This window comes from Amycolatopsis sp. NPDC005961, assembly GCF_040629235.1.
Lineage (GTDB): Bacteria > Actinomycetota > Actinomycetes > Mycobacteriales > Pseudonocardiaceae > Amycolatopsis > Amycolatopsis camponoti.
In genome coordinates this window covers 1-12972 of record NZ_JBEXVF010000128.1, presented here as the reverse complement: position 1 = coordinate 12972, position 12972 = coordinate 1, and the positions used below count along the sequence as shown (strand labels likewise).

General features: G+C 71.3%; 19 protein-coding genes. 9 read left to right on the top strand and 10 right to left on the bottom strand.

Annotated elements, in window-relative coordinates; all coding sequences use genetic code 11:
• Window positions 1-73 precede the first annotated feature (73 nt).
• The gene (locus ABZ342_RS47955) at window positions 74-709 is read right to left on the bottom strand and encodes a nitroreductase family protein (protein ID WP_360488531.1); all 636 of its coding nucleotides are present in this window, start codon (window positions 707-709) and stop codon (window positions 74-76) included.
• Window positions 710-727: 18 nt separating this feature from the next.
• Window positions 728-1705 (bottom strand): aldo/keto reductase, encoded by a 978-nt coding sequence (locus ABZ342_RS47950; RefSeq protein ID WP_360488528.1) that lies wholly within the window; start codon window positions 1703-1705, stop codon window positions 728-730.
• A gap of 42 nt (window positions 1706-1747) precedes the next feature.
• Between ABZ342_RS47950 and ABZ342_RS47945 the strand changes: the two genes are divergently transcribed.
• On the top strand, window positions 1748-2239 hold the full coding sequence (locus ABZ342_RS47945) for a MarR family transcriptional regulator (protein ID WP_360488525.1): 492 nt from the start codon (window positions 1748-1750) through the stop codon (window positions 2237-2239).
• Here the strand turns inward: ABZ342_RS47945 and ABZ342_RS47940 are convergent, their stop codons facing one another.
• From ABZ342_RS47940 to ABZ342_RS47930, 3 genes are all read right to left on the bottom strand, one after another.
• Window positions 2240-2656, bottom strand: coding sequence for an ATP-binding protein (locus tag ABZ342_RS47940; protein ID WP_360488522.1), 417 nt, complete (start codon window positions 2654-2656; stop codon window positions 2240-2242).
• Between the two features lie 62 nt (window positions 2657-2718).
• The gene (locus ABZ342_RS47935) at window positions 2719-3498 is read right to left on the bottom strand and encodes a SigB/SigF/SigG family RNA polymerase sigma factor (protein ID WP_155548576.1); all 780 of its coding nucleotides are present in this window, start codon (window positions 3496-3498) and stop codon (window positions 2719-2721) included.
• Window positions 3495-3911, bottom strand: a complete 417-nt coding sequence (locus ABZ342_RS47930; RefSeq protein ID WP_155548577.1) for an anti-sigma factor — start codon at window positions 3909-3911, stop codon at window positions 3495-3497. The genes ABZ342_RS47935 and ABZ342_RS47930 overlap by 4 nt, the downstream gene beginning before the upstream one ends.
• Before the next feature lie 162 nt (window positions 3912-4073).
• On the opposite strand from ABZ342_RS47930, the gene ABZ342_RS47925 reads away from it, so the two are divergent.
• From ABZ342_RS47925 to ABZ342_RS47915, 3 genes are all read left to right on the top strand, one after another.
• Window positions 4074-4382 carry a WhiB family transcriptional regulator gene (locus ABZ342_RS47925; RefSeq protein WP_155548578.1) on the top strand — a complete coding sequence of 103 codons (309 nt, stop codon included), beginning with the start codon at window positions 4074-4076 and terminating at the stop codon, window positions 4380-4382.
• A 205-nt stretch (window positions 4383-4587) separates the two neighbouring features.
• The gene (locus tag ABZ342_RS47920) at window positions 4588-4941 is read left to right on the top strand and encodes an STAS domain-containing protein (protein ID WP_155548579.1); all 354 of its coding nucleotides are present in this window, start codon (window positions 4588-4590) and stop codon (window positions 4939-4941) included.
• A 57-nt stretch (window positions 4942-4998) separates the two neighbouring features.
• Window positions 4999-5787: a metal-dependent hydrolase gene (locus tag ABZ342_RS47915; protein ID WP_360488534.1), complete on the top strand. Its 789-nt coding sequence runs from the start codon at window positions 4999-5001 to the stop codon at window positions 5785-5787.
• Here the strand turns inward: ABZ342_RS47915 and ABZ342_RS47910 are convergent.
• Window positions 5762-6181 carry a nuclear transport factor 2 family protein gene (locus tag ABZ342_RS47910; RefSeq protein ID WP_360488516.1) on the bottom strand — a complete coding sequence of 140 codons (420 nt, stop codon included), beginning with the start codon at window positions 6179-6181 and terminating at the stop codon, window positions 5762-5764. The genes ABZ342_RS47915 and ABZ342_RS47910 overlap by 26 nt on opposite strands.
• A 95-nt stretch (window positions 6182-6276) precedes the next feature.
• Here ABZ342_RS47910 and ABZ342_RS47905 point away from each other — a divergent pair, with 95 nt between their 5' ends.
• Entirely contained in the window at window positions 6277-6825 is a 549-nt protein-coding gene (locus ABZ342_RS47905) for a TetR/AcrR family transcriptional regulator (RefSeq protein ID WP_360488513.1), read from the top strand.
• Here ABZ342_RS47905 and ABZ342_RS47900 read toward each other — a convergent pair.
• Entirely contained in the window at window positions 6811-8028 is a 1218-nt protein-coding gene (locus tag ABZ342_RS47900; RefSeq protein ID WP_360488510.1) for an MFS transporter, read from the bottom strand. The two genes, ABZ342_RS47905 and ABZ342_RS47900, sit on opposite strands and share 15 nt — an antisense overlap.
• Window positions 8029-8156: 128 nt before the next feature.
• Here ABZ342_RS47900 and ABZ342_RS47895 point away from each other — a divergent pair, with 128 nt between their 5' ends.
• Window positions 8157-8483 carry a hypothetical protein gene (locus tag ABZ342_RS47895; RefSeq protein ID WP_360488507.1) on the top strand — a complete coding sequence of 109 codons (327 nt, stop codon included), beginning with the start codon at window positions 8157-8159 and terminating at the stop codon, window positions 8481-8483.
• 39 nt (window positions 8484-8522) lie between these two features.
• Window positions 8523-8993: a hypothetical protein gene (locus ABZ342_RS47890; protein WP_360488504.1), complete on the top strand. Its 471-nt coding sequence runs from the start codon at window positions 8523-8525 to the stop codon at window positions 8991-8993.
• Here ABZ342_RS47890 and ABZ342_RS47885 read toward each other — a convergent pair.
• Window positions 8990-10627: an ABC transporter permease gene (locus tag ABZ342_RS47885; protein WP_360488501.1), complete on the bottom strand. Its 1638-nt coding sequence runs from the start codon at window positions 10625-10627 to the stop codon at window positions 8990-8992. The two genes, ABZ342_RS47890 and ABZ342_RS47885, sit on opposite strands and share 4 nt — an antisense overlap.
• Window positions 10624-11520 carry an ABC transporter ATP-binding protein gene (locus tag ABZ342_RS47880; RefSeq protein WP_360488498.1) on the bottom strand — a complete coding sequence of 299 codons (897 nt, stop codon included), beginning with the start codon at window positions 11518-11520 and terminating at the stop codon, window positions 10624-10626. The genes ABZ342_RS47885 and ABZ342_RS47880 overlap by 4 nt, the downstream gene beginning before the upstream one ends.
• A 94-nt stretch (window positions 11521-11614) precedes the next feature.
• Here ABZ342_RS47880 and ABZ342_RS47875 point away from each other — a divergent pair, with 94 nt between their 5' ends.
• Window positions 11615-12103, top strand: coding sequence for a MarR family transcriptional regulator (locus tag ABZ342_RS47875; protein ID WP_360488495.1), 489 nt, complete (start codon window positions 11615-11617; stop codon window positions 12101-12103).
• Here the strand turns inward: ABZ342_RS47875 and ABZ342_RS47870 are convergent.
• A complete protein-coding gene (locus ABZ342_RS47870; protein WP_155548587.1) occupies window positions 12100-12663 on the bottom strand; it encodes a TetR/AcrR family transcriptional regulator in 564 nt (187 codons plus the stop codon). The two genes, ABZ342_RS47875 and ABZ342_RS47870, sit on opposite strands and share 4 nt — an antisense overlap.
• Window positions 12664-12746: 83 nt before the next feature.
• On the opposite strand from ABZ342_RS47870, the gene ABZ342_RS47865 reads away from it, so the two are divergent.
• Window positions 12747-12972: NAD(P)H-binding protein (locus tag ABZ342_RS47865; RefSeq protein ID WP_360488491.1), on the top strand; the 226-nt coding region annotated here is incomplete at its 3' end.

Below are 12972 nucleotides of genomic sequence, written 5' to 3'. Positions count from 1 at the left end.
CCGGCACGCGACGACCACGCCCGGCGTGACGAACATCTTGCGGCCCCAGGACTCCATGTTCTCGTAGGTGAAGTCAGCGGTCGAGGTGCAGGACCTCCTCCAGCGGCTGCCGCGCCGCCGGCTTGAACGTGTCGCCCGTGTAGAACGCCGTCGGGATCAGCGCCGCCTGGTGGACGTTCTTCGGCAGTCCCAGTACCTCCGCCGCCTCCTGCTCGTACTTCAGGTGCAGCGTCGTCCACGCCGTTCCCAGCGTCACCGAACGGGCGGCCAGCATGAAGCTCCACGCCGCCGGCAGCAGGGACGCCCACATCCCCGCCTGGTTGCCCGCCGGCAGCTCGGCCGACGCCGTCTCCAGGCACGGCACCACCAGCACCGGGACGTCACCCATCCGGTCGGCCAGGTACTCGACGCTGCTGCCGACCCGCTGCTGCACCGGCGCCCGCGCCGGGTCGTCCGCGAACTGCTTTCCCGCGGCCGCGGGGGACGCCAGGTACTCGTGGCACGCCCGGCTGTAGATCTGCCCGAGCGCCGTCCGCTGTCCGGCGTCCGTGACGACCAGCCACTGCCAGCGCTGGGTGTTCGAGCCGCTCGGCGCCTGCAGGGCCACCTGCAAGCAGTGTTTCACCAGGTCGAGCGGCACCGGCCGGTCGAAGTCCAGGCGCTTGCGGACGGTCCTGGTGGTCGTCAGGAGCTCTTCGGGCGTCATCATCGGCCCATCATGCCGGGACTACCAGCGATCGTGCACCAGCGGCCGGATCAGCTCGTCGTACGTTTCGCGGACGCCCGCCAGCGCCTCCGGGGACAACGGCGGCAGCGCGGCCGCCGCCGTGTTCGCTGTGGCCTGCTCGGCGTTGCGCGCGCCCGGGATCACCGTGCTCACGCCCGGCTGGTCGATGATCCACCGCAGCGCGAACTGCGCCAGCGTCTGCCCCTCCGGCACCAGCCCCCGCAGCCGCTCGACGGCCGCCAGCCCGACGTCGTACGGCACGCCCGAGAACGTCTCACCGACGTCGAACGCCTCGCCGTGGCGGTTGAAGTTCCGGTGGTCGTCGGCGGCGAACGTCGTCGAGGCCGTGTACCGCCCGGACAGCAGCCCCGATGCCAGCGGCACCCGAGCGATGATGCCCGCGCCCGCCTCCGCCGCCGCGGGCAGGACGCGCTCCAAGGGCTTGAGCCGCAGGCAGTTCAGGATGATCTGCACTGAGGCCACCTGAGGCCGCGCCAACGCGGTCAAGGCTTCCGAGACCGTCTCGACGCTCACGCCGTAAGCCTTGATGCGCCCCTCGGAAACCATCTCGTCCAGTGCGTCGTACACCGCGTCGGACGAGTACACCGGCGACGGCGGGCAGTGCAGCTGGACCAGGTCGAGCGTCTCGACGCCGAGGTTGCGGCGCGACCGGTCGTTCCACTCGCGGAAGTTCGCGCGGACGTAGTTCTCCGGCACCTGCTCGACGCGGCGGCCCATCTTGGTCGCCACGAAGACGTCTCCGCGCTCGGCCCGGAACCGGCCGACCAGGCGCTCGCTGCGCCCGTCGCCGTAGACGTCGGCGGTGTCGAAGAAGGTGACGCCGGCGTCGGCCGCCGCGTGCAGCACCGCCAGCGCGTCGTTCTCGTCGACCGCACCCCAGTCGGCGCCGAGCTGCCAGCAGCCGAGCCCGACGACGGACACCTCGCGACCCAGCCGGGTGATCTTCCGGTTCTCCATGTCGCGATCCAAGCACACCGCCGGCGCCTATGATCGGCCGTCATGGCCATGACGTCGGGTCCGGACGGTCTCGGGACGCGGATGCGGCACGTCCTCGAAATCCTCGAGGGTGACGTCGCGCGGTTCCTCGCCGACATCGGCCTCGCCGACTACCGCCCGCGGTACTCGGGGGTGGTCCGGGCGCTGCTCGCCCGCGGCCCGCTGGCCATCCGCGACCTCGCCGCCGAGATGGGCGTGACGCACTCGGCGGCCAGCCAGACCGTCGCGCAGATGAACCGCGCCGGGCTCGTCACCCTCGAACCGGGTGCCGACGCCCGGCAGCGCATCGTGTCGCTCACCGCGAAGACGCGCGAACTCCTGCCGCTGATCGAGGCGGAGTGGACGGCGACGACCGAAGCGTCGGAGGCGCTGGAGGCCGAGCTGCCGTACCCGCTGCGCGGAGTCCTCGAAGCTATCGTCGAGGCGCTGGAGCGCAAGTCGTTCCGGCAGCGGATCGGGGACACCGGCGCCGCGCGGGCGCTGCTGGAATCCTGATCAGGCGCCGGGGATGCGGAAGACGGCCCAGACGAACTTGCCGCCGGGGCAGCACTCGAAGCCCCAGTCCTCCGACAGCGCCTGGACCAGCACCAGCCCGCGGCTGCGCGCCTCGGCCGGCGACGGCGCCCGTAGCTCCGGGACCTTGCTGCCGGAGTCGTGCACCCGCAGCGTGAGCTGGCCCTCGAAGTAGGACAGCTCGAGCCGCTGCGGGCACTCGCCGTGCTCGAAGGCGTTGGTGACCAGCTCGGACACGGCCAGCAGGACGTCGTCCAGCTGGACCTCGTCGAGGCCGAGGCCGAGCAGCATCGAACGGACCTCGTACCGCGCCCGGGCCGGAGCCGTGACGTCGTCCGGGAGCAGCACCGTCAGCGGCGCGACCGGCACCGCGGTGCGCTGCGAGATGTTCGCCGTCATCGGTCCCCCTCCCAGTGAGTTCCGGTACCGTCCGCGAAGTACCCAAGCCGGTCAGCGGCTAATCAGGTGCCGTCGGCCAGCTCGGATTCGTCCAGGCCCGAACGCAGCTTCTTCAAGGTCGCGGCCAGCAACCGCGACACCTGCATCTGGGAGACCCCGACGCGGCGCGCGATGTCCGATTGGCTCATCCCGGACCCGAACCGCAGCGCGACGATCTTGCGTTCCCGCTCCGGCAGGCTGTCCAGCATGGGCCGCAGCGCTTCCCGCAGCTCGGCCTGGCCCAGCTCGGCGTCCGGCGCCCCGAACCGCGTGTGCGCCGCGTTCTCCAGCAGGTGGTCCAGCGACGCGCCGTAGCGGCCCTGACCCGCGCGAAGGCCCTCGTAGACGTCCTCGATCGGGACGCCGAGGCGGCCGGCGATCTCACTCGGCTTCGGCGCGCGCGAGAGCTGGACAGTGAGCTCCTCGCGCGCGGCGGAGATGTTCGCGTTCAGCTCCTTGAGCCGCCGCGGCACCCGCACCGACCAGCTGTTGTCCCGGAAGTGGTGCCGCAGCTCCCCGGAGATGGTGGGGACGGCGAACGCCAGGAAGTCCGTGCCCTGCTCGGGGTCGAACCGGTCGACGGCGTGGATGAGCCCGACCGTGGCGATCTGGACCAGGTCCTCCATCGCCTCGTCGCGGTTGCGGAACTTCCGCGCCAGGTTGCGTGCGAGCTCCAGGTGACCGCGCACCAGGGTGTCCCGGACGCGCTCGTGTTCCGGGGAGCCCGCCGGCAGCGCGGCGAGCTGGGTGAACAGCGCGCCGACGTCGAGGTCGCTCCCGCTGCTCCCGGCGGGATCGCTCACGAGTCCGCCGCCTGGCTCTCCCGGACGAGGTCGACCCGGGACAGGTAGCGGCCGTCCTCGGGCGTCACGGTGCGCTGGGCCGAAGTCGCGAGCGCGGTCAGCAGCTGCCACGACAGGCCGGAGTCGTCTTCGTGGTCCGGGGTGTCCGAAAGTACCGACACCGAGACCTCGATGCGCGGCCCGCTCCACGAGAAGACGCAGGTGAGGCGGCCGTCCGAGCTGGCGGGGAGCAGCAGTGAGCAGGCTTCGTCCACCGCCATCCGGAGGTCCTCGACGGCGTCGAGGTCGAAGTCCTGGCGCATGGCGATGTCCGCCACGATCGTGCGCAGCGTCGGCACGACGTGCGGGATCGCGGCCGTCCGCACCTCGATGACCTGCGCGCCTTCCGGGACGAGCGGGGCGTTGTCCTCCACGTTTGTTCCTTTCTCCGGCTCGCGCTCCAGGGTTCGGCGGTGTCCTCTTCACGCCCGGTCGCGAGATGCCCGTGGGGTGAGCAAACCAAACCCGGGTTTGATCCGCTCCACCGGCGGGCATGTAGCGATCGACATGCTCATCCTGGGAAAGGCAGGGACGACATGGCTGACGTCAGCCGGCTGCCCAACGTGGTTGCTGAAGAGTGGGAATGGCAGCTGAATGGCTCGTGCCGAGGTGCGGACAGCAGCCTGTTCTTCCACACGGACAACGAACGGGGTTCGGCGCGGGAGCGGCGCGAATCGCGGGCCAAGGCCATCTGCCAGACCTGCCCGGTCCTGGCCCAGTGCCGCACGCACGCGATGACGGTACAGGAGCCGTACGGCATCTGGGGTGGCCTCGGGGAGATCGAACGGCGGCAGCTGTTCCTGCGGCAACGACGGGCGGCCCGGAAGGTGATGAGTGCGCACTGACCAGGCAGGATTCGATCGAACGTGAGCAGTCAGCGCGAAAGGACGGCGGCCGTGGCGGGCTCGGCCGCTTCCTGGGTTAGGGTTGGCCCCGGAGTTGCCTTGACCGTGCCGTCGCGAGCTTCTGGAAAGGCACGGTGACACGTTGCCGCTTGAGACAGCAGGCGCGTACCCGGCGCAGGAGCAGCGCCTGACGAGGAGAAACTGCATGCCCGCAGCCGACCAGAACGCCACCCCGCCCGGGTTCGGCATCACGCTGGACACCGACGCGACGGAGCCCCGGGTGGTGGTCACCGGCGAGCTCGACCTGCTGACCAGTCCGCAGCTGCAGGAAGCCCTGGCCGGGCTGATCGCGGACAACAGCGCGCAGCGGGTCGTGGCCGATCTGACCGGGGTGACCTTCTTCGATTCCTCCGCGCTGAACGTCGTGCTGCGCGCACAACGCCAGGCCGGCGAGCAGGATGTCGAACTCGAGGTCGTCCCGAGTCCCGCGGTGAGCCGGGTGATCGAGCTCACCGGCGTGGCCGAACACCTGAGCGTGTCGGAGGACCCCCAAGCCTGACCGCCCGCTACGGTTCCGCGGACTGATTTCGTTCGCGGACCTGGGGGCGGCACGATGATGGGGCGGACGCACGCCCTGACCGGCTGGTGCGCGGGCTTGGCCCTGGCGCCCGCGGTCGGGGCTGGTTCGGTGCACCAAGCGGTGGTTTTCGCGGCCACGACAGCGGGGTTCGCCCTTCTTCCCGACCTCGACCACCCCGGAGCGAGCGCGTCCCGTCTGCTCGGTTGGCTGACGGGCGCTTTGTCATGGCTGCTGCGAAGGGTTTCCGCGGGGCTCTACGCGCTGACCAAGGGACCCCGCGACGAGAACGTGACGGGCAAGCACCGGCACATGTCCCACACGGTGCTGTTCGCGGCGGGCCTCGGCGCGCTGACGTCCTGGGGCACCGAGACCGGCGGGCCGTGGGCGGTCGTCGGCGTGGTGGTCTTCGGGTTGATGCTGGCGGAAGGCGCACTGGGCGACTGGTTGCTGCCGGTGAGCGGCGCCGCGGTGGCCTGGTGGTTCTTCACGGCGCCGCCCGACCGGGCGGGTGAGCTGGAGTCCATCACGGGCTGGCTGGGCATCGCGGTGGCGGCCGGCTGCCTGACCCACTGCCTCGGTGACGCGCTCACCGAAGCCGGATGTCCTTTCCTGTTCCCGGTTCCGATCGCCGGCGAGACCTGGTACGAGATCCGCCCGCCCAAGGTGCTGCGCTTCAAGACGGGCAAGAAGGTCGAGAAGCGGCTGATCTTCCCGGTGTTCGCGGTGCTCGCGGTCCTGCTGGTGCCGGGGGTGTGGGACCGCTCGGTGAGCACGTTCGAGCGGCTGTTCGTCCCACCGGCTAGTCAGCAGGCAACAACGCCTTGAAGCGCTCGGCCGCGGCGGCGGTGTCGGTGTAGTCGCGGGTGTGCGTGATCAGGCCGTTCTCGATCGTCAGCACCATCACGTACGTGGCCACGAAGCTTTCGCCGGCAATTTCCTGGTGCAGGTCGAACTCCGCGACCAGCACCGCGGGATCGGCCGTCTCGTGGACGACGACGCGATCGGCCTTGGTGACGCGGCGGATCCCGCCCGCGCGGCGGAACCGGCGGCGCAGTTCCTCGCGGCCGCGGGTCAGCCGCGGCACCCCGGGCAAGGTGAACGGCATTTCGAGGACCACGTCCTCGGCGTAGCAGTCGGCGAGGTCGTCCCAGCGGTTCTCGACGGAGGCGGCCAGGAAGCGGTCGAAGACGGAGCGCGCGGGGGACACGGTGCTGGGCATCGGAATTCTCCTGGAAGACTGGACGTTGATTCGGAACGGTGCACCCGCTTACGACGATACGGAGCGTGCGTTCCGGTTGTCAACGAGGAGAAGACATGGAGAAGATGCGCGCGGACGCGCGGCGCAACCGGGCCAAGGTCCTGGCTGCCGCCGAAGAGGCGTTCGCCGCCGACGGGCTCGCGGTGCCGCTCGACGACATCGCGCGGCTGGCGGGCGTCGGGGCCGGCACCGTCTACCGGCACTTCCCCAGCAAGGAAGCGCTCTTCCAAGCCGTCGTGCTCGAGCGCATCGAGCAGTTCGCGGAGGAGGCCCGCGCACTCGCGACGGCCGAGAACCCCGGCGAAGCGTTCTTCGACTACTTCGTCCGCGTCATCAAGCAGGCATCGCTCAACCGCGCCATCTGCGACGCGCTGGCGGAGACCAGCGGGCACGCCTTCAAGGCCGGAGCGGGCGACGACTTCCGCACCGCGTATGGAGAACTCCTGCGCCGCGCCCAGGCGGCGGGCGCCGTCCGAACGGACATAGACGGCGACGACCTGCGTGCGCTCATCGTCGGCTGCTTGGCCGTCGAGCGGTACGCGCCGGGCAGCGAGCACCTGGTCCGCGTGGTCGTCGACGGGCTTCGCGCGTCAGCCGGGAACTAGGTCCCGCAGCTTCCGCAGCGGCGAGCACACCAGGATCGCGGCGGAGGCGAGCACTCCGGCCGCCGCGACGTGCAGCGTCACCCGCATCCCGAACGCGCTCGCGAGCGCACCGCCGGCGAGGCTGCCGAGCGGGATGGCGCCGAACACCAGCGTGTGCGTGACCGAGTTGACCCGCCCGAGCAGCTCCGGCGGCGCGGCGGCCTGCTGGAAGCTCATGCCGAAGACGTTCAGCACGATGACCCCGAAGCTCGCGAAGAACCCGGCGACGACATAGCAGGCGAGCGCCCAGCCTTGGCCGGCGAAGGGATAGAGCTGGTAGGCGAGGCCGTACAGGACGGCCGCGCCCCACAGGGCCCGCGCGCCGCCGATCCGGTCCCCGATCCGTCGCGCGCTGAGCCCGGCGACGAGGGCGCCGGTCAGCGTCGAAGTGCCGAGCAGCCCGATCGCCCACGCCGAGAGCCCGACGTCGCGCGCGAGGAAGACGATCACGATGGCCAGGTGCACCGACTGGAAGAAGCTCGACACCGCGCCGTGGACGCTCATCGCCAACAGCACACGGTCGCCGCGGACCACGCGCAGCCCGTCGCCGATCTCGCGCAGCAGCCGCCGTTCGCCCCGCCGGGGGCGCGCGTCCGGCGTCTCGATCCGGCGCAGCCATAGCGCCGACCTCAGGTAGCTGACGGCGTCGACGGCCAAGGCCGCCGCGGTGCCGAGCGCCTGGATGATCAGCCCGGCCAGGCCCGGGCCGGCGACCGCGGCCATCGACAGGTTCGTCTGGAGCCGGGCGTTCGCCTCCGGCAGCTGCTCGCGCGTCACCAGGCGGGGGACGTAGGTCTGGTGCGCGATGTCGAAGAACACGCCGAGCAGCCCGACCCCGAGGACGACGGCCAGCAGGTGCGCCAGGCCGAGCACGCCGAACAGCGCGGCCACCGGGATCGACCCGAGCAGCACCGCGCGCCCGGCGTCGGCGGCGATCAGCACCGGGCGGTGGCGCATGCGGTCGCACCACGCGCCGACCTGGAGGCCCAGCGCCAGGTAGGGGAGGGAATCGGCCGTCCGCAGCAGGGAGACCTCGAAGACGGACGCGCCCAGCGCGGTGGCCGCGAGCAGCGGAACCGCCAGCACGTCGATCCGGCTGCCGAGCTGGCTCACGAGGTCGGCCAGCCACAGGCGGCGGAAGTCGCGGTTCTCCAGTGCCCCCATGACCTCAAGATGGCACGCTCAACAAACTTGAGTCAAGCAGACTCAAGGTGCACGGTCTGTAACAACAGCTAAGATCAACGCGAGTTAGTCCTCGTACCTGCGCTGCGCGTGGCGAGGGGGGTGCCCGGATGCACGGCCGACCTACCTGGGGCTCCGCCGCGGTGACCGGGCTGGCGGGATTCGCCACCGGGTTGCTGGTGGCCGCGCTGCTCGTCGCGGGGCGGCCTGCCGCCAAGCCCGTCGATGTCGTCGCTCCGCCGACCAGCACCGTTCCCGCCGTGCCGGTCACCGTGACCGCTTCCGTGCCGCCGCCCGCCACCGTCACCTCGGTCGAGACCTCGCCGCCGAGCACCACCACCAGCGTCGTCGAAGTGACCGTGACCTCCACGCCGGCCTCGACCGCGCCGACCTCCACCTCGCCCGCTCTTCCGCTGACCAGCGGGTCGCGAGACTGACGCGTGCAACCCGCACGCTCGGAACTCCGTCCAGACCGCATGCGAAGGATTCCGTGGATCGCGGCTCTCCTGCTCCTCACCGCCGGGTGCACCACCACGCCGGAGGCCGCGTGCCCGGCCATCGGCACCCCGGTCGGCATCGGCCTGACCGTTCCGGACCCCGCGGGCATCACCCGCGCGACGCTCGAAGCGTGCTGGGGTGACCAGTGCGTCACGCGCCCGGCCGACCTCTTCCCCGAGACGGCGGCGGGTGCGACCACCTGCACCGGGACCGGCCCGGACGGCTCCTGCGGGGCCTCGATGGTCCCGACCGGCGGCCTGCGGGGCTTCGCCGACATCCCGGGCCTGCCGGCCGAGCCGGTCCGGGTCACCGTCCGCTTCGACGACGGCAAGCCGCACACCGTCACCGTCACGCCCGGCTTCAGCCACCCGGGCGGCCCCGCCTGCGGGCAAGGCGGACCGCAGGCCCAGCTCGTGGCCGGGGCCGACCGGGAAATCAGGCCGCGCTAGCCGACGTCGCGGCGTCGCCAGCCCACCAGGCCGGCGACCAAGGCCGCAGCCGCGATCGCCGTGAGCCAGACGAGCGGGGTCGCCACGAGCTCCTGGCCGGGGATCTTCGGCGGGTGCTGGAACGGCGACACGTCCAGCACCGCCTGCGGCAGGTTGACGACCGGGCCGAACAGGCTCAGCAGCAGCGCCAGCGAGCCGACCGCCCACGCCGCCGCCGAAAAGCCCGGCAGCAGCCCGAAGATCGTCACCGCCAGCGCGACCACGACCCACGCGGCCGGCAGCTGGACGAGCATCCCGGCGAGGGAGTCGCCGACCGAGTCGCCGACGTCGCCGGTGCGCAACCCGTTGGCCAGCCCCATGAACACCCCGCCCGCCAGCAGCAGCAACGCCGTGCCGAAGAACGCGAACACCAGGTGTCCCGCCGCCCAGCGCAGCCTGCCGACGCTCGTGGCCAGCACCGGCTCGAGCCGGATCGCCGTCTCCTCGCCGCGCATGCGCAGCACCGCCTGGATCCCGTACAGCGACGCGACCATCGCGAACATCCCGGCCATCGCGGCGAGGAACGCCTGCGTGAGCGCGGCGCTGCCACCGAGGCGCACCATGATCTCCTGCGCCTGCGGGCTCGAACCGACCAGACCGCCGATGCCGCTGGCGATCGAACCGAACACCGCACCCACCACGGCCATCCCGACCGTCCAGCCGAGCAGCGGGCCGCGGTGCAGCCGCCAGGCCAGCGCGAACGGCGTCCGCAGGCTCGCCGCCGCCCGCGCCGGGCCCGGCCGCGGCGGCAGGATGCCGACGCCGACGTCGCGGCGGGGGAGCAGCCAGTACCCGGCCGCGCCGACGACCAGCGCGAAGGCCACCGGCAGCAGGAGCACCCACCAGCGTTCCCCGGCGAACGCGCGGACCTGCTGCACCCAGCCGATCGGCGACAGCCACGACAGCCAGCGAGCGTCCACAGTGGAGTCCCCGGCGCCGCGCAGCAGGAACGCGGCCCCGACGACGGCCGTGCCGATCCCGTTGGCCGTGCGGGAGTACTCGGCGAGCTGGACGGCGACCGCCGCGACGGCCGTGAACACCAAGCCCGACAACGCTTCCGCCGCGCCGAAGGCGAGTGAGCCCGCCGCGGGCAGGCCGGCGCCGATCATGCTGCCGGCCTGGATCAGGCCGATCAGCACGCTCGCCCCGCCGGCCACCAGGACGGCCGACGTCAGCGCCGCGTACCGGCCGACGACCGCGGACGCGAGCAGCTCCGCGCGGCCCGTGTCCTCCTCGGCGCGGGTGTGGCGGGTGACCGTGAAGACCACCATCAGCCCGGTGAGCAGGGCCAGGAACCCGCACATGCGCCAGGAGATGAAGCCGCCGGCGGTGGTCAGGTCGAACGGCGGCCCGTAGAGCAGCGCGTACGACGGGTTGGTGTTCGCGCCGGCCTGCAGCGCCTGCCGGTCGGCCACCGTCGGGTAGAACTGCTCGAACGTCTTGACCGTGCTGGCCGGGACGATGCTGAGCAGCACGATCCAGATCGGCAGGACGACGCGGTCGCGGCGCAGCGCGAGCCGGGTGAGGTGCCAGGTGCCGGCCAGCTCGTGGGCGGGCGCGACCTCGGCCCCGGCACGGGAGAGCGTCGCGGTCATTTCGCGCTCGCTTCGGTGGTGTAGTGCCGCAGGAACAGCTCTTCCAGGGTCGGCGGCTGGCTGACCAGGCTGCGGACGCCGACCTCGGTCAGCCGGCGCAGGGCCTCGTCGAGCGAGCGCGTTTCGACGTCGAACCGGACGCAGTTGCCGTCGACCTTGAGGTCGTGGATGTTGTCCAGCTTCGCGAGCCCGTTCGGCGGCCCGGCGAGCTCGGCGGTGATCGACGTCCGGGTCAGGTGGCGCAGCTCGGCCAGGGTGCCGGATTCGACCGTGGCGCCGTTGCGGATGATGCTGACCTTGTCGCACAGGGCCTCGACCTCGGCGAGGATGTGGCTGGAGAGCAGCACGGTCCGGCCCTGCTCGCGCTCCTCCTGGATGGCGTACTGGAACGTCGCTTCCATCAGCGGGTCGAGGCCGGACGTCGGCTCGTCGAGGATCAGCAGGTCGACCCGCGACGCGAGCGCCGCGACGATGGCGACCTTCTGCCGGTTGCCCTTCGAGTACGTCCGCCCCTTCTTCTTCGGGTCCAGGTCGAACCGCTCGATGAGGTCGGCGCGGCGTTTCTCGTCGAGCCCGCCGCGCAGGCGGCCGAGCAGGTCGATCACCTCGCCGCCGGAGAGGTTGGGCCAGAGGTTGACGTCGCCGGGCACGTAGGCCAGGCGGCGGTGCAGGCTCGCGGCGTCCTTCCAGGGGTCGCCGCCGAGCAGCCGGACGTCCCCCGAGTCCGCGTGGAGCAAGCCGAGCAGGACCCGGACGGTGGTCGACTTCCCGGCGCCGTTCGGGCCGAGAAAACCGTGCACTTCCCCAGTAGGTACCTGCAGATCGAGGCCGTCGAGGGCCTTCGTCCGGCCGAACGACTTGTGGAGGCCGGAGATCGCGATGGCGTTTCCCATGATTCGGAAGCTACACTGATTTCACTAAGTTGTGAAGTTAAGAAAATGTCTGGATCGAGTGATCATGCTGGGGGCGATACGGGAGGATGGGCCGATGACGACGCCTGACGCGAAGCGAGATGAAGACGCCGTCCGCCGGTACGTCGAGAGCCTGGGCCTGGTGCTTTCGCAGATCGGGATGCCGCGCATGTCCGCGCGGGTCTTCGCCGCGTTGATGACCACCGACGAAGGCCGCCTCACCGCCGCCGACCTGGCCGCGCAGCTGTCGGTCAGCCCGGCCGCCGTCTCCGGCGCCGTGCGCTACCTCGAGCAGATCGGCCTGGTCGCCAAGGAGCGCGAGCCCGGCGAGCGCCGTGATCACTACCGCCTCTTCGACGACCTCTGGTACGCCACGTTCCTCAAGCGCGACCGCATGATCATCATGTGGCGCGACGCGGCCGAGAACGGTCTCGAAGCCCTCGGCGAGGACTCGCCGTCCGGCAAGCGGCTCGCCGAGATGCGGGACTTCCTGTCGTTCATGCTGGAAGAGCTCAACGGCATGTACGAGCGCTGGCACAAGCTCCGCGAGGAGAAGAACGCCTAGAGCCCGGCGAGCAGGGTGTCCGCGAGCCGGCCGGCGAGGTCGGCCGGCTCGGTTTCTTCGTACGAGGCCAGGAACGCCTGCTGGAAGCACGCGCCGAGGAGCAGGGAAGCGGCCGCCTCGACATCGGTGTCCGCTTCGAGGCGCCCCAGCGAGACCTCGGCGCGCAGGTAGTCTTCGACGCCCTTCAGCGGGATGCGCGGTCCGGCGCCACCCACGCGTTCCCGGTGCGAACGCAGCAGGTCCCGTGACGAGAACATCGAGATGGCGATCGGGAAGCTGTCGGCGTAGAACGCCAGGGCGAGCCGGGCGACGCGGGCGAGGTTGTCCCGCAGCGGCGCCCGCCCGGGGTCGGCGGTCAGCTCGGCCAGGGTGGCGCCCAGCGCCGGCAGCTCGTCGGCCAGCACGCTGAGGAACAGGTCGGTCTTGTCGCGGAAGTGCTTGTAGAGCATGGCCTCCGAGTAGCCAGCGGTCCGCGCGATGACCTTCGTGGTCGCCTGGGCGTAGCCCTGCTCGCGCATCACCTTCGCGGCCGCGGCGACGATCTCCTCACGGCTTCCCATGGCGGCTCCTGAGTGCGTTCTCAGTGTGGTTAGTGAACACTCACCCTACCTGGTGAGTGTTCACTAACCGAGGAGGAGCCACCATGAAGATCACCGTGCTGGGTGCGACCGGCGGAGTCGGCACCGAGGTCGTCAAGCAAGCGCTGGATCGCGGCTGGGACGTCACGGCCGTCGTCCGCGACCCCGCGAAGCTGACGCTGCCGGCCCGCGTCGTGGTCGCCGGGATGCCCGCCTGCTGCAGCTTGTCGGTGAAGCTGCGGGACGAGAGCAACGCCGACGGTTCCAGGATGTCGGACTGCCCGGGCGGGT